The sequence below is a fragment of the Rathayibacter sp. VKM Ac-2754 genome (assembly GCF_009807095.1).
Taxonomy (GTDB): Bacteria; Actinomycetota; Actinomycetes; order Actinomycetales; family Microbacteriaceae; genus Rathayibacter.
Genome location: NZ_WUCC01000003.1, coordinates 17,233 through 43,164, shown reverse-complemented (window position 1 = coordinate 43,164; position 25,932 = coordinate 17,233). Strand labels below are relative to the sequence as shown.

The window sequence follows — 25,932 nt, the reverse complement described above, 5'->3', positions numbered from 1 at the left end:
CTGGGAGCAGGTGTGCGGCGATGTGATGGCCATGTGAGCGATCACATTGCGTCAATATAGCCCCGCTGACGCGTTTCGTGTCAACGCATGTGTCTCGACTCGGTAACGGCCGGTGGGTACTCGACGCCGCCGCGCGACACCCCGGCCTGTCAAGCCCCGCGGCGAGCCCGGAAGCCTCCGAGCCCTGCCCGCGTTGTCACCAGCACTGTCGAGAGGACGAAAGACATGACGAAGACCTGGTTCATCACCGGCGCCTCCAAGGGCTTCGGCCGCGAGTGGGCCGAGGCGGCTCTCGAGCGGGGCGACAACGTCGCTGGCACCGCGCGCCGCCCCGAGACGCTCGACGCGCTCGTCGAGCGCTACCCCGACTCGTTCCTGCCGCTCCGCCTCGACGTGACCGACCGCGCGGCCGGCTTCGCCGCCGTGCAGCAGGCGGCCGAGCGCTTCGGGCGCCTCGACGTCGTGATCAACAACGCCGGCTTCGGCCACTTCGGCATGATCGAGGAGCTCACCGAGGAGGAGGTCAGGGCACAGCTCGAGACGAACGTCTTCGGAGCGCTCTGGATCACCCAGGCCGCCCTGCCGATCCTGCGCGAGCAGCGCTCGGGTCACATCATCCAGGTGTCGAGCATCGGAGGCATCAGCGCCTTCCCGTCGATCGGCGCCTACCACGCCTCCAAGTGGGCGCTCGAGGGCTTCAGCCAGGCGCTCGCCGGCGAGGTCGCCGAGTTCGGCATCCACGTCACCCTCGTCGAGCCCGGCGGCTACTCGACCGACTGGTCGGGCGCCTCCGCCTCGCGCAGCGAGCCGATCGCGGCCTACGACGCGGTCCGCGACGCGGCCGCCCGTCGGCCCACCGCCTCCGCCAAGGGCGACCCGAAGGCCTCGCGCATCGGGATCCTCGCGGTCGTCGACGCCGAGGAGCCGCCGCTGCGGATCTTCTTCGGCCGGGCACCGCTCGGCATCGCCACCGCCGACTACGAGTCGCGGCTGGCGACGTGGAACCAGTGGCAGGACGTGTCGATCGCCGCGCACGGCGAGTGATCCGGGGGCGGGCTAGCGCCGCGCCGCCACCGGCTGCGTGCGCGGCACCGCCGTCGATCCGCGCACGAACAGCTGCGGCTCGATCGGCGCCGCCGCCTCCGGTCGCTCGCCCTCGATCAGGCTGAGGAGCGCCGCGACGCTGCGGCGGCCGAGCTCGGTGAAGTCCTGCCGCACGCTGGTGAGGGGCGGCCAGTAGAACGCGGCCTCGGGGATGTCGTCGAAGCCGATCACGCTGACGTCCTCGGGCACGCGGACGCCCCGCTCGTGGAAGGCGCTCATCAGCCCCAGCGCCATCTGGTCGTTGGCCGAGAAGACCGCGGTGAAGTCGAGGAAGCGCGAGAGCTCGAGGCCGACGCGGTGACCGCGCTCGGCGCTCCAGTCGCCGAGGATCGGCGGGCGCAGCGGCATGTTCCGGTGATCGAGCTCGGCGAGGTAGCCGCGCATGCGCGCCTCCGCCTCGATCCAGTCCTGCGGGCCGGCGAGGTGCACGATCTCGGTGTGCCCCAGGTCGATCAGGTGCGCCGTCGCCATCCGCGCGCCCGCCATCTGGTCGACGTAGAGTGCGTCGTCGCGCTCGTCGTCGCTCGTCTGCAGCGTCACGTTCGGGATGCGCAGAGCGACCCCCGAGAGGATGTCGAAGACGCGGATCTGCGGCGCGAGGACGACCAGGCCCTCGACGGCCTGGTTCAGCAGGTGCCGGATCCCCGCCTGGATCGACTCGCCGTCGGTGCCGTCGACACTCGCCGTCACCACGAGGTACCCGGCCTCGCGGGCGGCGACCTCGATCGCCTGCAGGCTCGAGGCGGGTCCGTACTGGAGGCTCTGCGAGGAGAGCACGCCGATGGTCCGCGTGCGGCTGGTGACCAGGGCCCGGGCCGCGAGGTTGGGGCGGTAGTCGAGGTCGGCCATGACGTCGAGCACGCGCTTCTTGGTCTCGGCGCGGAGGCTGGGATGGTCGTTGAGGACGCGCGAGACGGTCTGGTGCGAGACTCCGGCCGCCTTCGCGACGTCGTAGATGTTGGGCGCGCGGGCCGCGGGCTTGTCTTCCGGCATCGGGCACCGCGGCTTCCTGTGATCGGGCGGCGCCTCGAGCGGGGGCCGTCGCGGCCCGCTGCAGTGCGGGGCCGCCGGCTCGCGGGGCGCGTGTGAGCACACCTTACGTCCCCTTCTCGGCGCGGAACCCCGAGGACGCCGGATCGAGACCCCCTACGGCTCGATGACCTCGTCGTCGTCGTGGGCGCCGTGGAAGGCCGACTGCCCGCGCATCAGCTCGCGCATCGGCGTGGTCGGATCGGCTCCGTAGACGGTCCCGACGAAGTCGAGCGTGCGCTGGATCGCCCAGATCTCGTCGTGGCGATCGGGAGGCAGGACGCTCGCCGGGGAGCCGACCGCGACCCAGCCGATCGGGACGACGGCGCCCGGCTCGAGCGTGGTGTTCACCTGCACGACCCCGTGGATGCGGACCTCGGCTCCGGCGCCGACGACGCTGCCGGGGAAGAGCGCGGCGCCCGTCGCGACGAAGGCGCCGTCGCCGACGGTGGTGCCGTTGAGATGCGCGTGCGGGCCGACCATCACGGCCGATCCGATCAGCGCGGGATGCCCGGCGCGACCGCGGACCACCGCGTTCTCCATCACGACCGTGTCCTCGCCGACGACGACCGCGCCGTCCTCGGCGCTGAGGACGGCGCCGTGCAGGATGCGCGCGCCGGCGGCGATGCGGACGTCGCCGATCAGGACGGCGGTGGAGGCGACGGACGCGCCGGGATCGACCACGGGCGAGGCGTCGCGGTGGCGGATGAGCATCCCGGTCTCCGTTCGTCGCGGCCCAGGGTAGCGGGGCGCGGCGGGTAGCGTGGACGGATGCGCCTCCTCCTGATCCGCCACGGCCAGACCCCCTCGAACGTCGCCGGACTGCTCGACACCCGCATCCCGGGGCCGGGTCTCACCGACCTGGGGCTCGAGCAGGCGGAGGCCCTCCCGGGCACGCTCGCGGGCGAGGGCATCGGCGCGCTCTGGGTCTCGACGATGCGGCGCACGCACGAGACGGCGGCGCCGCTCGCCGCCGCCCTCGGGCTCGAGCCCACCGAGCGCGAGGGCATCCGCGAGATCGCGGCGGCCGGGCTCGAGATGCGCGGCGACGAGGAGGCGGTGACCGAGTACATGGACACCGTGTTCCGCTGGGCGGGCGGCGAGACGTCGGTCCGGCTGGCCGGCGGCGAGACGGGCGACGAGTTCGCAGCCCGCTACGACGCGGTCGTGGCGGAAGCGGGGGCGGCGGGTCACCCGGTCGTCGCGCTCGTGAGCCACGGCGCGGCCATCCGCTGCTGGGCGGGGCTGCGCTGCGCGGGCCTCGATGCGCGCTTCATCGCCGACCACCTGCTCGACAACACCGGCGTGGTCGTCGTCGAGGGCTCCGGCTCGAGCTGGGAGCTCGTGTCGTGGGAGGGCGAGCCCGTCAGCGGCGTCGGCGTGGAGGCCCCCTCGGGCCCGGCGGGCGAGACCACCGTCTGAGCCGCGTCTCCTGCGCTGCCTCACCCATGCTGGTCGAGCCCGCAGCCCCGCGGGGGCGTATCGAGCGGAGAAGCCGCTTCGCGTCTCGGTGGTGAGGGGGAAGAGGGCGCCCGTTGCCCTTCCATGCTGGTCGAGTAGCCCCGCAGGGGCGTATCGAGACCCACCAGCTTCAGTAGATCAGGCTTCTGTCCTGTCCTTCTGACGTTTGTGGATCTCGATACGCCCGCTGCGCGGGCTACTCGATCAGCGAGGGAGGGGCCATGCGCAGGAGGTGGCTTTTCCTAGGAGACCCACCGGCGTCAGCAGATGAGGCTTCCGACTCGGCCTCCTGATGCTGGGGATCTCGATACGCCCGCTGCGCGGGCTGCGGGCTCGATCAGCATGAAGAGGAGAGCGGGCCCCGGAGTCGCGGGCGGATTCGGGCGTCTGCGGTAACGATCGGGCAACGGAGCCGAAAGGGGCGCGGACCAGAGCTTTCCTTCTCGCATAGCGCGGCTCTGCATCGATTCAGACCGCGCCAGTACTCTGCCGAGGTTTGCTCGGTCACGGCTGCGCGGCTACCGTGGACGGCGGTCCTCGAGACCCCGATGAATCGGTCCGCGCTCGCGCGGCGCCCCCCAGGGCGCGCCGCGAGCGTACGGTCAACGGGAGCGGAGGCGGCCCCGCGGTCGCCTCTCGGACACCGGAATCGCCTCCGCACGTCGCCGCGCACGCGGCCCGCGGAGGCTCGACGTACGGCGTGTCCCACGCTCCCGACCCGGCACCACGAGATGAGAGTGCAGGGATGCGTCCCTGCGCGCCGACGGAGTGCACGTGCAGCAGAACCACCAGTCCACCAGCGAGCCCGCGAGCGGGGTGACGACCGCCCTCGAGGCGCGCCACCTCTTCAAGGTGTTCGGGCGACGACCGGACGATGTCGTCAGCCGCCTCCGGTCGGGAGCCGAGCGCGGCGAGCTCGCGAGCCTCGGCACCGCGGCCGTGATCGATGCCTCCTTCGAGGTGCGCCGCGGCGAGATCTTCGTCGTGATGGGCCTGTCCGGCTCCGGCAAGTCGACCCTGATCCGCATGCTCAACGGGCTGCAGGAGCCCACCGCCGGCGAGGTGCTGATCGACGGAACGTCGATCACCGGGGTGCCGGAGGCGGAGCTGCGCCGCGTCCGCCGCTCGTCGATCTCGATGGTCTTCCAGCACTTCGCGCTCCTCCCGCACCGCACGGTGCTCGACAACGTCGCCTACCCGCTCGAGATCCAGGGCGTGCCCGCGGCCGAGCGGCGCGAGCGCGCCCTCGTCGCCGTCGAGCGTGCGGGCCTCGCCGGCTGGCACGAGAAGATGCCCGACGAGCTCTCGGGCGGGATGCGCCAGCGCGTCGGACTCGCGCGCGCGCTCGCCGCCGACACCGACATCGTCCTGATGGACGAGGCGTTCTCGGCGCTCGACCCGCTGATCCGCCGCGAGATGCAGGAGCAGCTCGTCGAGCTGCAGCACGAGCTCGGCAAGACGATCGTCTTCATCACCCACGACCTCAACGAGGCGATGTTCCTCGGCGACCGCATCGCGGTCATGCGCGACGGCCGCATCGTCCAGATCGGCACTCCGGAGGAGATCCTCACCGATCCCGCCAACGACTACGTCGCGCAGTTCGTGCAGGACGTCGACCGCGCCCGCGTGCTGACCGCCTCCGCCGTCATGGAGCCGGCCCGCTCCGTCGTGACCCTCGCGGCCGGCCCCCGGGCGGCGCTGCGCGGCATGCGCGACCTGCAGACCTCGGCGGCCTTCGTCGTCGGGAGCGGTCGGCGGCTGATCGGCACCGTCCGCGATCGCGACGTCATGGAGCAGGTGCGCCGCAGCGAGGTCGACCTCTCGGCGGTCGTCGTCTCGGACGTCGTCACCGTCTCGCCCGACACCGCGCTGAGCGAGATCATCGAGCCCGCCGTCGAGTCGGCGCTCCCCGTCGCCGTGGTCGACGCCGACGGGCGCCTCCTCGGGGCGATTCCGCGGGTCACCCTGCTCGCCGCACTCGGCAACGTCACCTCGCACACCGGCGAGAACCCGGTGATCGAGCCTCCGGCGACGGTCTCGACCGAGGTCGTGACCGCGACCCTGCACGCGACGGGCGGACCCGTCGACGACGCCGTGCTCGTGACCGAGGGAGGTGTGCGATGAGCATCCGCCTGCCCCTCGGTGACGCGGCCGAGACCGCCGTCGACGTCCTCACCCAGACCTTCCAGCCGCTGTTCGATCTGATCCGCACCGTCTTCGGCGCCCTCTACACCGGCGTCGACGTCGTGCTCGCGACCCCGCCGTTCTGGGTCATCACCGCCTTCATCGCGGTCCTCGCCTACGCCGCGCGCGGCTGGCTGTTCGCGATCGGATCCACTGCCGGGCTCCTCCTGATCGCGAGCGTCGACCAGTGGGAGAACGCGATGGACTCGCTCGCGCTCGTGCTGGTCGCCTCCGTGATCGCCATCGCGCTCAGCGTGCCGCTGGGGGTGCTCGCCGCCCGCAACCGCACCGCCTCCGCGGTCATCCGGCCGGTGCTCGACCTGATGCAGACCATGCCGGCCTTCGTCTACCTGATCCCGGCGCTGATCCTCTTCCGCGTCGGAGTCGTGCCCGGCATCGTCGCCACGATCGTGTTCGCGATGGCACCGGGCGTGCGGCTGACCGAGCTGGGGATCCGCGGAGTCGACCCCGAGCTCGTCGAGGCGGGCGAGTCCTTCGGCTCGTCGAAGTGGCGGATCCTGCGCCAGATCCAGCTGCCGCTGGCGCTGCCGTCGATCCTCGCCGGCCTCAACCAGGTCATCATGCTGTCGCTCTCAATGGTCGTCATCGCGGGCATGGTCGGCGCGGGCGGCCTCGGCGGCGACGTCGTGGCGAGCCTCAACCGGATCGACGTGGCGCTCGGCTTCGAGGCGGGCATCGCCGTGGTGATCCTCGCGATCATCCTCGACCGGATGACGGGGGCACTCGGTGCGCCCTCGCCCGCACGCGTCGCCCGGGCCGGCAGCCGCCGTGCCGTCGTCGCCACCCGTGCGGCGATCGCCGCGGTGTCGGTCGTGGTCGTCGCCTCCCTCGGCGCCTCGGCGCTCGCCGCGCCGGCCACCACCGCCTCCGTCGACAACGGCGACAGCGGCGACGTGACGATCGCCGTGTTCCAGGGCTGGGACGAGGGCATCGCCGTGTCGGCGCTCTGGCAGTCGGTGCTCGAGGAGCAGGGCTACGACGTCACCCTGCAGAACGCGGATGTCGCGCCCGGCTTCTCTGGTCTCGCGAGCGGCGACTACGACCTGGCTCTCGACACCTGGCTGCCGACCACCCACGGCAGCTACGTCGAGCGCTACGGCGACGACATCGTCGACCTGGGCGCGTGGAACGACGAGGCGAAGCTGACCATCGCGGTGAACGCCGACGCTCCGATCGACTCGCTCGAGGAGCTCGCGGCGAACCCCGACGTCGTCGGCAACCGCCTCGTCGGCATCGAGCCGGGCTCCGGGCTCAACACGGTCACGACGGAGGAGGTCATCCCCGGCTACGGCCTCGAGGGGATGGAGTACCTCACCTCGTCGACCCCGGCCATGCTGCAGGAGCTCTCGAGCGCGACGGAGGCGGGCGAGAACATCGCCGTCACGCTGTGGCGCCCGCACTGGGCCTACGACGCCTTCCCGGTGAAGGACCTCGAGGACCCGTTGGGGCTGCTCGGCGACGCGGAGGGCCTGCACTCGTTCGGCTCGGCGTCGTTCGAGGACGACTTCCCGACCCTCTCCACCTGGATGCGCGACTTCCGGATGGACTCGGAGACGCTCTACTCGCTCGAGAACGCGCTCTTCAACGCCGGCGCCGACGACCAGGACGCGGCCCTCGCCTCCTGGATCGACGAGAACCGCGAGTACGTCGACGGTCTGACGAGCTGAGACCGCCGCGGCGGCGTCGCCCTGACCCGCCCACGCCGGCCCGCTGCTCCAGGGAGAAGTCGGCGCTCGTCGCCCTCCATGCTGGTCGAGGCTGAAGTCGGCGCTCGTCGCCCTCCATGCTGGTCGAGCCCGCAGCCCCGAAGGGGCCGCTCGATAAGCGAGGGAGGGGGGCACCAGTCGGAGGAGGTCGTCTCTCCTCAGAGACTCACATCGTCCGGCAGCGTCGCCTCGCCCGCCGGACCGGTCCCCGCGTCAGCTCCGGGCCGCCGCGTACTGCTCGCGGATGAGGGCGCGGTGGTCCGGCGTCGGCTCCGCGAGCGAGGTGACCTCCCACGTCGGGCGCTCGCCGGTCAGGGCCCACGCCGCCTGCACCGCGGCGCCGTCGGCCACGTACTCGCCGGGTGTCGGCACCACGACCGGCACGTCGAACACCTGCGACGCCGCGAGCTGCACGGCGCGGTTCTGCGCCGCGCCGCCGATCAGCAGGATCCGGTGCGCCTCGACGCCCTGCGCCCGCACCGCGTCGAGGCCGTCGGCCAGACCGCAGAGCATGCCCTCGATCGCGGCGCGCGCCAGGTTCGGCCGGGTCGTCGAGGCGATCGTCATGCCGCGAAGGCTCGCGGTCGCGTCGGGCAGGTTGGGCGTGCGCTCGCCCTCGAAGTAGGGGACGAGCACGAGGCCGCCCGAACCGGGCTCGGCCTCGAGCGCGAGCGCCGCGAAGTCCTCGAAGTCGCTGCCGAGCAGCGCCGCGGTCGAGGCGAGCACGCGCGCCGCGTTGAGCGTCGCGACGAGCGGGAGGAAGCGCCCGCTGGCGTCCGCGAAGCCCGCGACGGTCCCGGAGGCGTCGCGCACCGGCGAGTCGGTCACCGCGAAAACGGTGCCGCTCGTGCCGATGCTGACGACCACGTCGCCCGGGCCCGCGCCGAGGCCGAGGGCGGCTCCCGCGTTGTCGCCCGCGCCGGGGCCGATGATGACGCCGCTCGCGGTGGTGCCCGCCGACTCCGACGGCCCGAGCACCCGGGGCAGCAGCGGACGGTGGCCGAGCGAGAGCTCGAGCAGCTCGAGGTCGTAGCCGTCGGCGCCCCAGTACGAGGTCCCCGAGGCGTCGGAGCGGTCGGTCGTCAGCGCGTCGAGCTGCGGCGCGTCCGGTCCGTAGCCGAGCAGGCGCCAGGTCAGCCAGTCGTGGGGGAGCGCGACGGCGGCGACGCGCGCCGCGTTCTCGGGCTCGGCGTCGCGCAGCCAGCGGAGCTTCGTGGCGGTGAAGGAGGCGACGGGAACGGTCCCGGTGCGCTGCGCCCACGCCTCCGCCCCGAGCTCGTCGATCAGGTCGCGCGCGGCACCGGCGCTGCGGGTGTCGTTCCAGAGCAGGGCGTCGCGGATGACCCGCCCGTCGGAGTCGAGCACGACCATGCCGTGCTGCTGGCCGCCGACCGAGATCGCGGCGATGTCGTCGAGCCCGCCCGCATCGGCGATCGCGAGCTGGAGCGCCTCCCACCACGCGGCGGGGTCGACCTCGGTGCCATCCGGGTGCGAGGCGCGGCCCGTGCGCACGACGGCGCCGGTCTCGAGGTCGCGGACGACCACCTTGCAGCTCTGGGTGGAGGAGTCGATGCCTGCGACGAGCGTCATCGCCGTCACCTTTCCGTACGGGCGGAGGGATCGCCTCGGCCTGGAGACAGGAGGACGGACGAGACCCCGCGCCAAGCGCGCGGGATCTCGTCCGTGGGCGGGGCCGGAGCGGCCCCGGGGGAGTGGGTCAGCGGGCGCCGAGCAGGTGCTCGGTGGCCAGCTGCTGGAGCCGCACGAAGCCGAAGCCCTTGCCGCCCAGGTAGGCGTCGGTGTCGAAGTCCTCGTACGACGCGGAGTCGGCGAGCAGGTCGTCGTACGACTCGCCCTCGTTCAGCGTCGGCCGCGCGAGCTCGAGGACCTTGGCGGACTCGAGCGCCTCCTGCACCTCGGGGTCGGCGCGGAAGGCCGCGGCGCGCTCCTTGAGCAGCAGGTAGGTGCGCATGTTCGCGGCGGCCGAGTCCCAGACGCCGGTCTCGTCCTCGGTGCGCGAGGGCTTGTAGTCGAAGTGGCGGGGGCCGTCGTACGAGGGGACGCCGCCGGGGCCGCCGTTCTCGAGCAGGTCGACGAGCGAGAACGCGTTGTGCAGGTCGCCGTGACCGAAGACGAGGTCCTGGTCGTACTTGATGCCGCGCTGACCGTTGAGATCGATGTGGAAGAGCTTGCCGTGGTACAGCGCCTGGGCGATGCCGGCGGTGAAGTTGAGGCCCGCCATCTGCTCGTGGCCGGTCTCGGGGTTCACACCCACCAGCTCGGGGCGCTCGAGCGAGTCGATGAACGCGATCGCGTGGCCGAGGGTCGGCAGCAGGATGTCGCCGCGGGGCTCGTTGGGCTTGGGCTCGATCGCGAAGCGGATGTCGTAGCCCTTGTCGGTGACGTAGTCGCCGAGCAGGTTGACGGCCTCGCGGTAGCGCTCGAGGGCAGAGCGGATGTCCTTGGCGGAGTCGTACTCGGCGCCCTCGCGGCCGCCCCACATCACGAAGGTCTTGGCGCCCAGCTCGGCGGCGAGGTCGAGGTTGCGGAGCACCTTGCGCAGCGCGAAGCGGCGGACGGCGCGGTCGTTCGAGGTGAAGCCGCCGTCCTTGAAGACCGGGGCGCTGAAGAGGTTGGTGGTGACCATCGGCACGATGAGGCCGGTCGACTCGAGCGCGCCCTTGAGGCGGTCGATCTCGGTCTGACGCTCGGCGTCGGTCGAGCCGAAGGCGAAGAGGTCGTCGTCGTGGAAGGTGAGGCCGTAGGCGCCGAGCTCGGACAGCTTCTCGACCGCGTGGACGGTGTCGAGCGGCGGGCGGGTCGGGCCGCCGAACGGGTCCGCCCCGTTGTAGCCGATGGTCCAGAGGCCGAAGGAGAACTTGTCCTCGCGGGTGGGGGTCAGAGACATGGAACCGATCCTTTCCGGCGACGTCGCCGAATTGTTGTTGCGCCCAACATATCGGCTGCTCGCGGGCGGGCGCAATGACGGCGGCAGTGGCCGCGTCGATATGTGGTGTCGCCCGACGAATTCCTTGCGGAAGCGTTTCGACTGTGCGTACAGTGCACTGCAGCACGATCGGTCGAAGCGCTTCGAAGCGTCAGGCCGCACCGACGACGAGGTCCGGGAGGAGGAACGATGGCGACCATCCACGACGTGGCCCGCGCCGCCGGGGTCTCGATCAGCACCGTCTCCTACGCCCTGTCGGGCAAGCGCTCCATCGCCGCCACCACGCGTCAGCGGGTCGAGGACGCGGTCCGTCAGCTCGACTACCGACCGCACGCCGGCGCCCGGATGCTCGCCGGAGCGCGGACCCACATTTTGGCGCTCTCGGCGCCGATGCGAGGCGAGCTGCACCTCCCGACGCACATGCGCTTCGTCACCGAGGTGCTCGAGCGCGCTCGCGAGTCCGACTACGACGTCCTCCTGCTCGTCACCGACGAGGCCTCGAGCGGGATCGGACGCGTGTCGTCCTCCTCCCTCGTCGACGGCATCGTCCTGATGGGCGTCGACGACGACGACCAGCGCGCGACGCTCATCCGCGAAGCGGGGGTGCCGGCGACGTTCATCGGCGTCCCCTCCGACGCGCACGATCTCGCCTGCGTCGACCTCGACTTCGCCGAGGCCGCCCGGCAGAGCGTCCGCACCCTCGCCGAGCACGGCCACCGCTCGATCGCGCTGATCGAGCACCCGCAGTCGTACACCGACCGCAACGCAGGCTTCGTGCGCCGCTACGACGACGCGTTCCGGAGCGAGTGCACCGCCCTCGGCCTCGAGCTCGTGGTGGAGCGCCCGCACCTCGGCCGCGGCAGCGCCGTGTCGGCGACCGACGCCGTCCTCGCGGCCGGCCCCACCGCTCTCGTCCTGCACTGCAACGAGCCCGTGGCGGAGGCGGTCCTCGAGCGCGTCCTCGAGCGCGGTCTGAGCGTGCCCGGCGACCTCTCCGTCCTCGCCGCCTGCGCGAGCTACGACGGCGCGGCGCTCCCCGTCCCGGTCAGCTCGATCCCCCTTCCCCTGGAGGCGATGTGCCGCGCGGCCGTCGCCCGGACCCTGCAGCAGATCGACTCCGGCCGGACGGTCGGCGTCGAGCTGCTCCCGCCCCACTACGTCGACCGCGGCTCCGTCGCGCTCGCTGCGGCCGGCGCTCTCGCGCCGATCGCCTCCTGACCCGCCCTCCTCCCGCTCCTCGATCCATCCTCATCGTCGAAACGCTTCGAAGCCTCCCCCGCCCGTGAGAGAGCGCTCCACCCCCGCACCACCCGCCACAGCCACGCGGCACCCATTCAAAGGAGAACACCCGCAATGTCGCTTCGTTCCAGCACCGCCTTCCACCGCCCCAGCGCGTCAACGGTCGGCTCCCTCAGCCGCCGCGGCCTGATCGCCGGCGGTGTCGGCATCAGCGCGATGTTCGCGCTCGCCGCCTGCTCCGGAGGCGGCTCCGACGCCGGCTCCGACGCCCTCGCCACCACCGTCGACGGTGCCGGCCGCACCCTCACCATGTGGGACTTCGAGACTCCCGACAGCGACCGCGGCATCGCGTGGCTCGCCGCCCGCGACATCTTCACGAAGGAGACCGGAGCCGAGATCGCCTACGAGTTCAAGGCCTTCGAGCAGCTCCGCACCGGCGCCAGCCAGATCTTCAACTCCAACTCGGCCCCCGACGTCGTCGAGTACAACAAGGGCAACGCGACCAGCGGACTGCTCTCGAGCCAGGGCCTGCTCACCAACCTCGACGAGGCGGTGGAGTTCTACGGCTGGGACAAGCTGATCCCCGGCGCCCTGCAGACCACCGCCAAGTACGACGACAAGGGCATCATGGGCTCCGGCTCCTGGTACGGCATCCCCAACTACGGCGAGTTCACCTTCGTCTACTACAACGAGGACGCCTTCGCCGCGAATGGCCTCGAGGTGCCGACCAGCTACGACGAGTTCATCGCCGTGCTCGACGCCTTCGTCGCCAAGGGCATCACTCCGCTGGCCGAGGCCGGCGCCGAGTACCCGCTGCAGCAGCTCTTCTACCAGCTCGCGCTGCTGAAGGCCGATCGCTCCTGGATCACCGACTACCAGACCTACACCGGCGAGGTCGACTTCCAGGACGCGGCGTGGACGTACGCCGCGGAGCAGCTCAAGACCTTCGTCGACAAGGGCTACTTCTCGGCCGACGCCTCCGGGCTCAAGGCCGAGGACGCGGGCACCGCGTTCATCTCGGGCGAGTACCCGATCTTCTTCTCGGGCTCGTGGTGGTTCGGCCGCTTCAAGACCGAGATCACGGGCTTCGAGTGGAACACCTTCCTGTTCCCGGGCGCCGAGTTCACGATGGGCTCGGCGGGCAACCACTGGGTCATCCCCGAGACGGCGAAGAACAAGGACCTCGCCTACAAGTGGATCGACATCACGATGCGCCCCGAGATCCAGAACCTGATCGGCAACAACGGAGGCATCCCGCTGGTCGTCGACGAGGCCGCCATCACGGATGAGAAGAGCAAGGAGCTGCTGTCGCAGTGGAAGACGGTCGTCGACGGCGACCAGCTCTCCTTCTACCCCGACTGGCCGACCGCGACCTTCTACGACGACCTCGTCGCGGCGACCCAGGAGCTCATCAACGGCTCCGTCGACGAGTCGGACATGCTCTCCGAGCTCCAGGAGAAGTACGACGACGGGGTGGCCGATATCAAGTGACGCGACAGCGTCACTTCACGGCGGCCAGCCCCGCGCCCACACGCGCGGAATAGCCGCGGCAGCCTCGACGACGTGACGGCGACCCCTCAATGGGGTCGCATCAACGCCTTCGAGCGTCCCGCCTTCCTGCTGATCGAGTAGCCCGCGTAGCGGGCGTATCGAGAACCACCACCGTCAGAAGACCGATTCTGAGCACCGATCTGCTGACGCTGGTGGGTCTCGATACGCCCCTGCGGGGCTACTCGACCATCGGGCTGGCGGCGAGCGCCGACCATTTCCTCCACCCCCGCACGACCCAAGGAGTACGACATGACGACGACCGCCCCGCGTCGCACGGAGAGCGCTCCGCCGCCTCCGGCCGCGAAGGCCCCCCGCGAGAAGCGCAACGGCGGCTACTGGCTCTACCTGATCCCCGGGTTCGTGCTGTTCCTGTTCATCGTGCTGATCCCGCTGATCTGGAACGTGTACATCAGCTTCACCTCGTGGCGCGGCATCAAGCCGCCGATCTTCATCGGCCTCGACAACTGGATCGAGCTGATGGGCGACGACCAGTTCTGGACCTCGTTCGCCAACTCCGTCTACATGATCATCGCCATGGTGATCGTCCCGACGATCCTGGGGCTGCTGCTCGCCGCGATCCTGTTCGACCTGGTCGGCAAGAAGTTCGGCGGCCGGATCGCCAGCTTCCTCCGCGCGACCTACTACCTCCCGCAGATCCTGCCGACGGTCATCGCCGCCATCGTGATCGGCTGGATCCTCCGGCCCGACAACGGTGCGCTCAACTCGATCCTCGAGGCCGTGGGCCTCGGCTCCTTCGCGCACGACTGGCTCGGCAAGCCCGACACCGCGATGCTCTCGATCATGGTCGTCATGATCTGGGTGCAGCTCGGCTACCCGGTCGTCATCTTCATGGCCGCCCTCCAGCGCGTCGACCCCGAGCTGTACGAGGCCGCCGAGCTCGACGGCGCCAACTGGTTCCAGCGCTTCCGCTGGATCACCATCTCGATCATCCGCCCCGAGGTGTTCGTGGTCACCCTGACCTGCACCATCGCGGCGCTGAAGGTCTTCGGGCCGATCTACGCGCTGACCCGCGGCGGTCCGGGCGATTCGACGATCGTGCCGAGCTACTACTCCTACACCGAGTTCTTCCAGAAGCAGCAGGTGGGCTACGGCGCCACCATCGCGACCGCGCTCACGATCGTCATCGTGATCCTGGCCGTGCTGTTCATCCGCGCCCAGGAGCGCGTCGAGCGCAGCGAAGGAGTCCGCTGATGTCGGCCATCGAGACCCTGCCCCTCACTCAGGCAGGCACCGAGGACACCGATCTGACCACCCCGAGGAAGGCGCCCAAGGCGTCGAAGGGCGCCACCAAGCGCACCGTCGGCGACTGGGTGATCCTGATGGTGGCCGTCGTGATCGGGCTCGCGATCATCAGCCCCGTGCTGCTGATCCTGCTCAACTCGTTCAAGACCCCGGCCGAGTACTCGGCGAACGGGCCGCTCGCCTTCCCGACGGGCCTGTCGTTCGACGGCCTCTCGACCTTCTGGTCGCGGGTCAACTTCCCCGAGAAGCTCGGCAACTCCATCCTGATCTCGGGATCGGTCGCCATCCTCGCGGTCGCCCTGTCGGTGCTGAACGCCTACGCCATCGGGATCGGGCGCGTCCGCGGCCGGAGCTGGATCATCATCCTGTTCCTGCTGGCGAACATGCTGCCCCAGGAGGCACTGCTCTACCCGCTGTACTACATGTTCAAAGCGGTCGGGATCTACGACAGCCAGCTCTCGGTGATCATCATCTTCACCGTGATCCAGTCGGCGTTCGGCACCTACCTGCTCTCGAGCGTCTACGGCACCTTCCCCAAGGAGATCCTCGAGGCCGCGGCTCTCGACGGCGCCTCGAAGTGGCAGGTCCTCACCCGCGTGATCGTGCCGATCTCGCGGCCGACGCTCTCGGTGCTGATGATCTTCTTCTTCATCTGGACGTGGAACGAGTTCCTCATCCCGCTGGTGTTCCTCGTGAGCGACGCGACGCAGACCGTGCCGATCGCCATCTCGAGCCTCCAGGGCGACAAGATCATGGACGTCACGACGACCAGCGCGAGCGCCCTGCTGGGCCTGCTGCCGACGCTGATCTTCTTCCTGATCTTCCAGCGCACGCTGACCCGCGGCATCACCGCCGGCGCGGTCAAGTAGCGCGATCCTCCGCCGGGGTGCGGGCCGAAGTGGCCCGCACCCCGGCCCTCCTTCTCCCGTGAGGCGCTCCGACGCGCCACCACCGCCCTCAGAAAGGCACACGCATGAAGTTCACCGACGGGTTCTGGCAGACGAGGGCAGGATTCACGCCCCTCTTCGCGCAGGAGGCGTACGACATCCGCACCGACGGCTCGACGCTCGAGGTGATCGCCCCGACCAGGGTGATCCAGGGCCGCGGCGACGTGCTCAACCGCCCGACGCTGACCGTGACGGTCTCCTCGCCCGCCGAGGGAGTCGCGAAGGTGCGCATCGAGCACTGGCGCGGCACCGCGACGCGCCCCGGCTTCGATCTGGTCGACGGCTCCGTCGGCGAGGCGAGCGTCACGGAGGCGGGCGGCGTGCTCCGCACGGGCGATCTCGAGGTCCGCCTCGCGCAGGGCGCTCCCTGGTCGCTCGAGTTCTGGGACACCGCGACCGGCACCCGGCTCACCGGCTCCGGCCACAAGGCGCAGGGCTACCTGACCGGCCCCGACGGCGAGGCCTACCTGCACGAGCAGCTCGACCTCGGCGTCGGCGAGCTCGTCTACGGTCTCGGCGAGCGCTTCGGCCCCTTCGTCAAGAACGGCCAGACGGTCGACGTCTGGAACGCCGACGGTGGCACCTCCTCCGAGCAGGCCTACAAGAACGTCCCCTTCTACCTCTCGAGCCGCGGCTACGGCGTGCTCGTCAACGACCCGGGACTGGTCTCGTTCGAGATCGGCTCGGAGTCGGTCGAGCGCGTGCAGTTCTCGGTCGGCGGCGAGGCGCTGGAGTACCTGGTCATCCAGGGCCCGACGAAGAAGGACGTGCTGCGCCGCTACACCGGGCTCGCCGGCCGCCCCGCCGTCGTCCCCGCCTGGACCTACGGACTCTGGCTCACGACCAGCTTCACCACCAGCTACGACGAGGAGACCGTCAACTCCTTCATCGACGGCTTCGCCGAGCGCGAGCTGCCGCTGTCGGCCTTCCACTTCGACTGCTTCTGGATGCGCGAGTTCCAGTGGACCGACCTCGAGTGGGACCCGCGCACCTTCCCGGATCCCGAGGGGATCCTCGCCCGCCTGCACGAGCGCGGCCTGCACACCTGCATCTGGATCAACCCCTACATCGCGCAGGCCTCGGCACTCTTCACGGAGGGTCGCGAGAAGGGCTACCTGCTGCACACCGCCTCCGGCGACGTCTGGCAGTGGGACCTCTGGGTCGCGGGCATGGCGCTGATCGACTTCACGAACCCGGAGGCGACCCGCTGGTTCCAGGACAAGCTGCGCGTCCTCGTGCGCCAGGGCGTCGACTCGTTCAAGACCGACTTCGGCGAGCGCATCCCCTCCGAGGGCGTGGTCTGGCACGACGGCACCGACCCCGAGGCGATGCACAACTGGTACACCCAGCTCTACAACAAGGCCGTCTTCGACGTGCTGGTCGAGGAGCTCGGCGAGGGCCGCGCGGCCCTCTTCGCCCGCAGCGCGACCGTCGGCGGCCAGGCGCTGCCCGTGCACTGGGGCGGCGACAACACGTCGTCCTACGTGTCGATGGCCGAGACCCTGCGCGGCGGGCTCTCGCTCGCCCTCGGCGGCTTCGGCTTCTGGGCGCACGACATCGGCGGTTTCGAGGGCACGCCCGACCCCGGCGTGTTCAAGCGCTGGCTCGCCTTCGGGCTGCTCTCCTCGCACTCGCGACTGCACGGCTCCTCCTCGGTGCGCGTGCCGTGGGCGTTCGACGAGGAGGCGGTCGAGGTCACCCGCCGCTTCACGATGCTCAAGCTCTCGCTGATGCCCTACCTCTTCGCGGCGGGGGCGGAGGCGGCGCGCGTCGGCACGCCCGTCATGCGCCCGATGACGCTCGAGTTCGAGGACGACCGCAATGCGGCGCATCTCGACACGCAGTACATGCTCGGACACGACCTGCTGGTCGCTCCGGTGTTCACCCCCGACGGCTCGGTCGAGTTCTACCTGCCGCGCGGGCGCTGGACGAGCTGGTGGACCGGCGAGACGATCGACTCGACGGGGGAGTGGCGCCGCGAGGTGCACGGCTTCGACTCGCTGCCGCTCTACGTCCGCGAGGGCGCCGTGATCCCGGTCGGCGCGCGCAGCGACGTCGCCGAGTACGACTACCTCGACGGGCTCGAGCTGCGGGTCTTCCCGGGCGGCGACGGAGTGACCGAGGTGCGCGTGGTGGCGCACGACTCCGGCGCCGAGACCGTGTTCACGGTGACGCGATCGGGAGGCGACGTGGCCGTCGACGCGCCCGGCGGCTCCTGGAGCTGGACCCGCGCAGGCTCCTGAGTCGCGCAACGTCAGCTGAGAGGGCTCGTCGCGCACCATCGTGCGCGACGACGGATCTCAGCTGACGTCGTGCGCCGCGGGCGCCGTCCGGCCCGCCGATAGGCTCACTCCGGAGAGCAGAGGAGACCGCGGAATGCCCGACCACGCGACGCGCGGGAACAACCTCGACCGGGTCCGGCGCCACAATCTCGCCGCGATCCTCCGCCTCGTCCACCGCGGCGGCCCCCGGTCGCGCTCGCAGCTGACGCGGGCGACCGGCCTCAACCGCTCGACGATCGCCGCCCTCGTCGGCGAGCTCGTCGAGTTCGGCATCGTCCGCGAGCGCGACCCCGACACCGTCAACCAGGTCGGCCGCCCGAGTCCGATCGTCGAGGCCGATCCGCGGATCGTCGCCCTCGCCGTGAATCCCGAGATCGACGCGGTGACCGTCGCCGTCGTCGGCTTCGACGCCGAGGTGCGCCACCGCATCCGCCGCACCGCCTCGGTCCCGACCGCCGAGGCCGCCGCGCGCCTCGCGGCCGACGCCGTGGCCGAGCTCCTCGCCGAGCTGCCGGAGGACGCGCGCACCGTCGGGATCGGCGTCGCCGTCCCCGGCCTCGTCCGCGACGCCGACGGCCTCGTCCGGGTGGGTCCGCACCTGGGCTGGACCGACGAGCCGTTCTCGCGCATGCTCGCCGACGCGACCGGCCTGCCGGTGCTGTCCGCGAACGACGCCAACCTCGGCGCGCTCGCCGAGAGCGTCCTCGGCGCCGGCCGCGACGTCTCCCACCTCGTCTACCTCAACGGCGGGGCCAGCGGCGTCGGCGCCGGCGTGATCGTCGGAGGCGCGCCGATGCACGGCATCGACGGCTACGCGGGCGAGATCGGCCACACCCTGGTCAACAGCGCCGGCGTCGACTGCCACTGCGGAGCGATCGGCTGCCTCGAGACCGAGGTGGGGCGGGCCGAGCTGCTGACGGTGCTGGGGCTGGAGGAGAGCGAGCGGCTCGAGGAGGCGCTCGCCGCCTCCGACGACCCCGCCGTGCGCGCCGAGGTCGAGCGGCAGCTCGGGCACCTCGCCGTGGCCCTGCGCAACGTCGTCAACGTCTTCAACCCGCAGCTCGTCGTGCTCGGCGGGTTCCTGGGCGCGCTCGTCGGAGTCGCGCCGGGCTTCCTCGAGGCGCGGCTCGCCCGCGGCGGACCCTTCCGGGTGGCGCTCGACTCCGTCCGCATCGCCCGCACCGAGCTGGGTGCCGATCTGCTCATGCTGGGTGCGGCAGAGCTGGCCTTCGAGCACCTGCTCGCCGACCCGCTCACGGCGCCCCTGCACCCCGCCTGACCAGCCGTTCTCCCGCCGATCCCGGTGGTCGGCTTGCGCAAGTCGAATGGATTCGATCGAGCGGGAATATCCGCGCGCGCGGCGTGCTTGGGCTGAGAGCGGTGAACGATCCGAGGGTTCGCCGTGCCCGCTCTCACCGCTCCCCACTGCCTCCGCGCAGGAAGGCCCCCGTGACCACTCTCTCCTCGACTCCCACCGACTCGACTCCCGTGCACCGGCACCCGGGCGACGCCCTGTCGAACCGCCAGCGTCTGATCTACGTGATCGTCCTGGGCGCCCTGACCGCCCTCGGGCCGTTCACGATCGACCTCTACCTCCCCGCGTTCCCCGCTCTGCAGAGCGAGCTGAACGTCTCCGAGGCTGCGGTGCAGCTCACCCTCACCGGCACCACCCTCGGCTTCGCCCTCGGGCAGCTGGTCGTGGGGCCGTGGAGCGACGTGGTCGGCCGGCGGCTGCCCATCCTGCTCGCGACCTCGCTGCACGTGCTCGCCTGCGTCGGCGCCGCCTTCGCCCCCGAGATCGTCTCGCTCGGCGTGTTCCGCTTCCTGATGGGAGCCGGTGCGGCGGCGGGCGGAGTCGTCGCCATGGCGATGGTCCGCGACCTCTTCGGTGGGCGCCCGCTCGTCAAGATGCTCTCCCGCCTCGCCCTGGTGTCGGGACTCGCGCCGGTGCTCGCGCCTGTGATCGGCTCGCAGCTGCTGCTCGTCATGGACTGGCGCGGCATCTTCGTCTTCCTCGCCGCGTACGGCGTCCTCGTCATGGTCGCCGTCGCGCTGCTCATCGTGGAGACCCGGCCGAAGGAGGCGCGCCGCGACAGCGACGGCCGCTCGCTGGTGCAGCGCTACCGCGCCGTGCTCAGCGACCGCACCTTCATCGGCGTCGCGGTGATCGGAGGCATGACCTTCGCCGGTCTGTTCACCTACCTCTCGAGCTCGGCGTTCCTCTTCCAGGGGCTCTACGGCTTCGACGCGCAGCAGTACGGGCTGCTCTTCGCCGTCAACTCGCTCGGAGTGGTCGCGGGCGTGCAGGCGTCCTCCTACCTCAGCCGCCGGGTCGGACCGCAGTGGATCCTCGCCATCACGACGATCTCGCTCTTCGTGACCGCCGGACTGATCGCTCTGTTCGACGTGCTCGACCTCGGCATCTGGGGCACGCTCGTCCCGCTCTGGCTGTTCATCGCTTCCTGCGGCTTCAGCTTCCCCTGCGTGCAGGTGCTGGGGCTCGTGAACCACGGGCGCGAGGCCGGCACCGCCGCCTCGCTGCTCGGCGCCGTCAACTTCGGCACCGCGGGCCTGCTCTCGCCGATCTCCGGCATCTTCGGCGCCGACTCCGCCGTCCCGATGGCCCTGGTGATGATGTCGACCGCCGCGGTGTCGATCCTCGCGCTCTGGCTGATCGTCCGCCCGCGGACGGTGCCGGCGCTGCAGGACTGACGGCGGGGGCCGCCAGGGGGCCCCTGGCCGAACGTTCCCGACAGGCTCGGAGCCCCGAAGCAAGCCCCTGCGGTGAACAGCCCGTGACGGCATCATGTCCGGATGGATTCCCGCGACACCCCTCCGTCGACCGACCCCGGCGTCGCCCGCCCCGACGCTGTGCAGCGCGGGAGGCTCGGCGAGCAGACCTCCTCCGACGACGTCGCCGCCAAGATCCTCACCACCGCGGCGGCGCACCGCGTCTCGCGCCGCTGGCCGCTGATCTCGGCCTCCGTCGCCCTCCTCGTCACGATCGTGCTCGCGGTGATCATCGCGTTCCGGCCGACCTCGGCGTTCTCCTTCGACGTCGAGTGGATGGACGAGGTCGTCGAGCACCGCTCCTCCTTCTGGGACATCCCCGCCCTCGTCATGAACACGGTCGGCGCGGGCATCACGGGCACCGCGATCATCCCGCTGGGCATCGTCGTCGTCCTCCTCGTGTTCCGGAGGCGCTGGGCCGCGCTCTACTACGCGGTCGCGGCCCTTGCGAGCGTCGGTCTCACCCAGCTGATCAAGGAGCTCGTCGGCCGGGCCCGCCCGGAGGACATGCTGGTGACGAGCGACTACGGCTCGTTCCCGTCCGGTCACACCGCCAACGCGGCGACGACGGCGATGGTGCTCGCCCTCGTCTTCCCGCTGCTCTGGGTCTGGATCGCCGGCTTCCTCTACTCCGTCGCGATGATGGCCAGCCGCACCTACCTCGGCGCGCACTGGCTGACCGACACGATCGGCGGCCTGCTGCTCGGGATCGGCGTCGCCCTCGTCGTCTGGGCCCCGCTGGCCGGCCGCCTGCGCACCGAGTCCGAGCTGCCCCACCCGCCGATCTGGGTGCGCGCCGACCGCTGACCCGAGCGGCTCTGCGCCTTTCGCCCTCCCCTCCCCATGCTGGTCGAGTAGCCCCGCAGGGGCGTATCGAGACCCACCGGCGTCAGCAGATGAGGCTTCTGCCCTCGCCTTCTGACGGACGTGGATCTCGATACGCCCGCTGCGCGGGCTACTCGATCAGCGTGGAGCGGGGCCACACGCAGAGGGCCGCGCCTCCCGGAAGATCCCCTGGCACCACCAGGCGCGACCTCCGACCCCGCCATCAGCCCAGGAACGCGTCGAGCCCGTCGAGCTCGTTGAACGTGTACACGTGCAGCCCGTCGAGGCGATCGCCCGCGGCCGCCTCCAGCCGCGCCACGAACGCCGTCGGGTCGAAGCGGCGCCCGCGCAGCAGCCCGCCCGCCACCGACGAGCTCCGCTTGAGGAACCCGAGCGAGGACCCGACTCCGATCCGCGCTCCCAGGCTCAGGAGTCGCGTCCGCTCCACCGGCCCGGGCACTCCCGCCCACACCGCGGCGCCGATGCCGCGACTGCGCAGCCCGTCGGCGTAGCGCACAACGGCGTCGACGTCGAAGCACATCTGCGTGACGATGCTGCGGATGAACGGCGCCCGCTCCTCCAGGTGCCGCTCGATGCTCTCGTCCGAGAGCCGCGGGTGCCCCTCCGGGTATCCGGCGATGTCGAGCGCGAGGCCCGGCGCGATCGCGACGATGTCCCGGATCAGCTCGAGGCTCGTCGTGTAGGCGCCCGATGCGGTCGTCGCGTCGCCCGAGATCACGAACGCCTCGTCGATCCCGGCGTCGAGCAGCCGGCCGAGCGTGCGCTCGAGGTCGGAGCGACCGCCGACGTTGCGTGCGGCGAGATGCGGGACGACGCGGAAGCCGCGCCCGGCGAGCTCCAGGGCGGACTCGATGGTCCGCTCCGTCCCGTGCTTCGGGAGGCTCGTGACCGTCAGGGTCACCCGCGACGGATCCGCGAACGCCCGTGCCGCCGTGTCGCCGATGTCGTCGGTCGGGATGATCTCGAAACGCGCCCTGGTCACCCGGCCAGCCTCCCACGCGCCTGTGATGTCGGAGCCTCCGCCTAGCCTGAGGGCGTCGTCGTTCGACGGCACCGGAGGGAGTCGGATGTTCGTCGAGGACGGTCGCGTCGTCACCAGCCCCACCGATCTGTCGAACTGGTCCGCCTGCGAGTGGGCCGTCCTCCGGCGCCTCGACGCCGCCCTCGGCAGGGCTCCGCGGGTCGAGGTCGATGAGGACGACATGCTCGTCCGCACCGCGCGCCTCGGCGACGAGCACGAGCGCCGCTTCCTCGCCGAGCTGAAGGAGTCGCACCGGGTCGTCGAGTTCGAGCGGCCCGAGCGCGCCGACTACGTCGCCGCGGCCGACGCCGCCGTCGAGGCGATGCGCGCAGGCGTCGATGTGCTCTACCAGGCCACCTTCTTCGACGGGAGCTTCATCGGCTTCTCCGACTTCCTCCTGCGCACCGACGACGGCGCCTACGAGGTCTACGACACCAAGCTCGCGCGCCACGCGAAGATCCCCGCGCTGCTGCAGCTCGCCGCCTACGCCGAGCAGATGGCGGCGCGCGGCGTCCGGGTCGGGCCGCGCGTGCACCTCGTACTCGGCGACGGCTCGATCACGAGCCACGAGCTCGCGACGATCGCCCCTGTGCAGCGGGTGCAGCGCGCTCGACTGCGCTCCGTCGTCGAGGAGCGGCTGGCCGCCTCCGAGCCGCTCGCCTGGGGAGACCCGCGCTACGTCGCGTGCGGGCGCTGTGCGTTCTGCACGCCGGAGGTGCACGCGCACCGCGATCCGATCCTGGTCGCGGGGATGCGGGTCGACCAGCGCGCGAAGCTCGCGGCGGCCGGAGTGGTGACCATCGACGCGCTCGCCACCGGCTCAGGAGGGGTGCCGGGCATCAGCGCGGGCACCCTCGAGTCGCTGCGCGCGCAGGCCCGGCTGCAGCTCGCCTCCGAGGCGGCGCCCGGGCGCCCGCCCGTCGTCGAGGTCCTCGACGCCTCGGTGCTCGCCGCGCTGCCCGCTCCCGATCCGGGAGACCTGTTCTTCGACTTCGAGGGAGACCCGCTCCACTCCGAGGACGGCCACCAGTGGGGCCTCGACTACCTCTTCGGCCTGGTCGACGTCGACGAGCGCTTCACCGCCTTCTGGGCGCACGACCTCGCGGCCGAGCGCCGGGCGCTCGTCGACTTCCTCGCGCACCTGGGCGAGCGCCGCGCCGCGAACCCCGGTCTGCACGTCTACCACTACGCCTCCTATGAGCGCACGCACCTGCTCTCGCTCGCGCAGCGGCACGGAGTGGGCGAGGAGGAGGTCGACGCGCTCCTGCGCGACGGCGTCCTGGTCGACCTGTACCCGGTGGTCCGCCGGGCGCTGCGGGTCGGGTCGCCGAGCTACTCGATCAAGAAGCTCGAGCCGCTCTACATGGGCGACGAGGCGCGCGACACGGCGGGAGTGACGAACGCCGCCGACAGCATCACCGCCTACGTCGAGGCGGCCGAGCTGCTGCGCGGGCCCGACGCCGAGGAGGGCGAGCGCCGGCTCGTCGAGATCGCCGAGTACAACGCCTACGACTGCCGCTCGACCCTGCGGCTGCGCGACTGGCTCCTCTCGCTCGCACCCGAGCGCGACGCGCCCCTGCTCCTGGTCGAGGTCGACCTCCCGGTCCCGCGAGAGCCCGATCCGGTCGCGGTCGCGCTCCTCGCTGAGATCGAGGGGGTCGAGCCCCGCGAGCGCACGAGCGACCAGACGGCTCTCGCACTCGCCGCCGCGGCGATCGACTACCACCGCCGCGAGGCGAAGACCTTCTGGCAGGAGCACTTCGACCGGCTGCGGCAGCCGCTCGAGGACTGGGCCGATGCGCGCGACGTGGTCGTCGTCGACCGCGTCGAGGTGGTGCGCGACTGGTCGAAGCTCCCGAAGGCGCGCACGCAGTCCCGCGAGCTGCGGCTGCTCGGCCGCCTCGCGCCCGGCAGCAGGCTCAGCGTCGGCACCAAGCCCTACCTGGTCTACGACTCGCCCGCGCCGCCCGGAGCCCCCTCGCCCGGCCCGGGCCTTCGCGGAGCCTCCGATCGCAGCGAGATCCTCGCGGTCCACGACGAGGGCGATGCCGTCGTGCTGCAGCTCAAAGAGGGCATCCCGGCGGGGGAGGAGCCGCACGACGACGTCCCGATCGCGCTCGCGCCCGCGCCGCCTCCGCGGGCGAAGCCGCAGCCCGAGGCGATCGCCGAATGGGGCGGTGACGTCCTCGACGCCCTGCCGAGCCTCCTGCCGGACCCCGCCCTCGACGTCCTCCGCCGCACGCCCCCGGCGGAGGTCGTCCCCGTCTCCGGCGCGGACGTCGTCGGCGCCGTGGTGGCGTCGCTCCTCGCCCTCGATCACGCGACGCTCGCCGTCCAGGGGCCGCCGGGCACCGGCAAGACCTATGTCGGCTCCCACGTCATCGCCCGCCTGGTCCGCGACCACGGCTGGCGCGTCGGCGTCGTCGGGCAGTCCCACTCCGTCGTCGAGAACGTCCTCGCGGCCGTCGTCGGCCGCGGAGTCGACCCGGCGCGCGTGCTCAAGGTGCCCAAGACCGGCACCACCGCGGAGGCGCTCGCCGCCGTCACCTGGACTCCGGTCAAGAACGGAGCGGCCCTCGCCTCGGCGGCAGAGGCAGGGGGTGGCTGCGTGATCGGAGGCACCGCCTGGACCTTCGCGAACGACGGCACGGTCCCGCGCCGCTCGCTCGACCTGCTCGTCATCGACGAGGCCGGCCAGTTCTCGCTCGCGCCGACCATCGCGAGCGCGATCTCGGCCCAGCGCCTCCTCCTGCTCGGAGACCCGCAGCAGCTCCCGCAGGTCAGCCAGGGGTCGCACCCCGAGCCGGTCGACACCTCCGCGCTCGGCTGGCTCGCCGACGGGCACGACGTGCTGCCGGCCGAGTACGGCTACTTCCTCGCGCAGACGTACCGGATGCACCCCGCCCTCACCGCGGCCGTGTCCGAGCTCTCCTACGAGGGCGCCCTCCGCTCGCGGGCGCCCGAGGAGCGCCTGCTCGAGGGCGTCGAGCCGGGCCTGCACTCGGTGCCGGTCGAGCACCACGGAGACACCACCTCCTCGGTCGACGAGGCCCGCCGCGTCGTCGAGATCGCCCGGTCGATGATCGGCCGCTCCTGGATCGACGAGCACGGCGCGCGGAGTCTCACCGCCGCCGACGTCATCGTGGTCGCCCCGTACAACGCGCAGGGCGGGCTCCTCCGCGCCGCCCTCGACGACGCGGGTCTCGCCGAGACGGCCGTGGGCACGGTCGACCTGTTCCAGGGCCGGGAGGCGGTGGTCGCGATCGTCTCGCTCGCCGCCTCCTCCGGTGCCGACGTGCCGAGGGGGCTCGAGTTCCTCCTGATGCCCAATCGGCTCAACGTCGCGATCTCGCGGGCGAAGTGGGCCGCCTACCTGGTGCACTCGCCGGCGCTCGCCGCCTCGCCGCCCACCTCGATGGTCGCGCTCGAGAGGCTGTCGCGCTTCATCCGGCTCCTCGAGAGCGCCGTGGAGTGACGGAATCAGTGGTCGCTCCGCGCGATCGGCCTCGTTCTCCTCTGTCCACGGTCTTCTCCGCAGAGG

Annotated in this window: 18 protein-coding genes; 13 read left to right on the top strand and 5 right to left on the bottom strand. The window is 71.5% G+C overall.

What is annotated here, in order from left to right; translation table 11 throughout:
- The first annotated feature begins 225 nt into the window (after positions 1-225).
- Positions 226-1,044, top strand: coding sequence for an SDR family oxidoreductase (locus GRS92_RS05705; protein WP_159854167.1), 819 nt, complete (start codon positions 226-228; stop codon positions 1,042-1,044).
- Between the two features lie 12 nt (positions 1,045-1,056).
- Here the strand turns inward: GRS92_RS05705 and GRS92_RS05700 are convergent, their stop codons facing one another.
- Positions 1,057-2,097: a LacI family DNA-binding transcriptional regulator gene (locus tag GRS92_RS05700; protein WP_159854165.1), complete on the bottom strand. Its 1,041-nt coding sequence runs from the start codon at positions 2,095-2,097 to the stop codon at positions 1,057-1,059.
- A gap of 153 nt (positions 2,098-2,250) precedes the next feature.
- Positions 2,251-2,847, bottom strand: coding sequence for a gamma carbonic anhydrase family protein (locus tag GRS92_RS05695; protein WP_159854163.1), 597 nt, complete (start codon positions 2,845-2,847; stop codon positions 2,251-2,253).
- A gap of 57 nt (positions 2,848-2,904) precedes the next feature.
- Between GRS92_RS05695 and GRS92_RS05690 the strand changes: the two genes are divergently transcribed.
- The 3 genes from GRS92_RS05690 (at position 2,905) to GRS92_RS19165 (ending at position 7,466) form a co-directional block, all read left to right on the top strand.
- Entirely contained in the window at positions 2,905-3,555 is a 651-nt protein-coding gene (locus GRS92_RS05690) for a histidine phosphatase family protein (protein WP_159854160.1), read from the top strand.
- Positions 3,556-4,368: 813 nt separating this feature from the next.
- The gene (locus GRS92_RS05685; protein ID WP_235021835.1) at positions 4,369-5,718 is read left to right on the top strand and encodes a quaternary amine ABC transporter ATP-binding protein; all 1,350 of its coding nucleotides are present in this window, start codon (positions 4,369-4,371) and stop codon (positions 5,716-5,718) included.
- On the top strand, positions 5,715-7,466 hold the full coding sequence (locus GRS92_RS19165; protein WP_159854158.1) for an ABC transporter permease/substrate binding protein: 1,752 nt from the start codon (positions 5,715-5,717) through the stop codon (positions 7,464-7,466). Before GRS92_RS05685 ends, GRS92_RS19165 begins: the two co-directional genes overlap by 4 nt.
- Positions 7,467-7,718: 252 nt before the next feature.
- Here the strand turns inward: GRS92_RS19165 and xylB are convergent, their stop codons facing one another.
- Positions 7,719-9,095, bottom strand: a complete 1,377-nt coding sequence (xylB, locus tag GRS92_RS05675; RefSeq protein ID WP_159854156.1) for a xylulokinase — start codon at positions 9,093-9,095, stop codon at positions 7,719-7,721.
- A 127-nt stretch (positions 9,096-9,222) separates the two neighbouring features.
- On the bottom strand, positions 9,223-10,413 hold the full coding sequence (xylA, locus tag GRS92_RS05670; protein WP_159854154.1) for a xylose isomerase: 1,191 nt from the start codon (positions 10,411-10,413) through the stop codon (positions 9,223-9,225).
- A 228-nt stretch (positions 10,414-10,641) separates the two neighbouring features.
- Between xylA and GRS92_RS05665 the strand changes: the two genes are divergently transcribed.
- The 8 genes from GRS92_RS05665 to GRS92_RS05630 all read left to right on the top strand — a co-directional run bounded on the left by GRS92_RS05665 (position 10,642) and on the right by GRS92_RS05630 (position 21,331).
- Complete coding sequence (locus GRS92_RS05665) at positions 10,642-11,670, top strand: LacI family DNA-binding transcriptional regulator (RefSeq protein ID WP_159854152.1); 1,029 nt, start codon at positions 10,642-10,644, stop codon at positions 11,668-11,670.
- A gap of 135 nt (positions 11,671-11,805) precedes the next feature.
- Positions 11,806-13,182, top strand: coding sequence for an ABC transporter substrate-binding protein (locus GRS92_RS05660; protein ID WP_235021834.1), 1,377 nt, complete (start codon positions 11,806-11,808; stop codon positions 13,180-13,182).
- 309 nt (positions 13,183-13,491) lie between these two features.
- Complete coding sequence (locus GRS92_RS05655; RefSeq protein WP_159854150.1) at positions 13,492-14,454, top strand: carbohydrate ABC transporter permease; 963 nt, start codon at positions 13,492-13,494, stop codon at positions 14,452-14,454.
- On the top strand, positions 14,454-15,374 hold the full coding sequence (locus tag GRS92_RS05650; protein ID WP_159854148.1) for a carbohydrate ABC transporter permease: 921 nt from the start codon (positions 14,454-14,456) through the stop codon (positions 15,372-15,374). Before GRS92_RS05655 ends, GRS92_RS05650 begins: the two co-directional genes overlap by 1 nt.
- Positions 15,375-15,478: 104 nt before the next feature.
- A complete protein-coding gene (gene yicI, locus GRS92_RS05645; RefSeq protein WP_159854146.1) occupies positions 15,479-17,695 on the top strand; it encodes an alpha-xylosidase in 2,217 nt (738 codons plus the stop codon).
- A gap of 133 nt (positions 17,696-17,828) precedes the next feature.
- A complete protein-coding gene (locus GRS92_RS05640) occupies positions 17,829-19,013 on the top strand; it encodes an ROK family transcriptional regulator (RefSeq protein ID WP_159854144.1) in 1,185 nt (394 codons plus the stop codon).
- 170 nt (positions 19,014-19,183) lie between these two features.
- Positions 19,184-20,446: a multidrug effflux MFS transporter gene (locus GRS92_RS05635; protein ID WP_235021833.1), complete on the top strand. Its 1,263-nt coding sequence runs from the start codon at positions 19,184-19,186 to the stop codon at positions 20,444-20,446.
- Between the two features lie 102 nt (positions 20,447-20,548).
- The gene (locus GRS92_RS05630; RefSeq protein ID WP_204162056.1) at positions 20,549-21,331 is read left to right on the top strand and encodes a phosphatase PAP2 family protein; all 783 of its coding nucleotides are present in this window, start codon (positions 20,549-20,551) and stop codon (positions 21,329-21,331) included.
- 241 nt (positions 21,332-21,572) lie between these two features.
- Here GRS92_RS05630 and GRS92_RS05625 read toward each other — a convergent pair whose 3' ends face one another.
- A complete protein-coding gene (locus GRS92_RS05625; protein WP_159854142.1) occupies positions 21,573-22,352 on the bottom strand; it encodes a methylenetetrahydrofolate reductase in 780 nt (259 codons plus the stop codon).
- Positions 22,353-22,437: 85 nt separating this feature from the next.
- Here GRS92_RS05625 and GRS92_RS05620 point away from each other — a divergent pair, with 85 nt between their 5' ends.
- The gene (locus GRS92_RS05620) at positions 22,438-25,866 is read left to right on the top strand and encodes a TM0106 family RecB-like putative nuclease (protein WP_159854140.1); all 3,429 of its coding nucleotides are present in this window, start codon (positions 22,438-22,440) and stop codon (positions 25,864-25,866) included.
- The last annotated feature ends 66 nt before the right edge of the window (positions 25,867-25,932 follow it).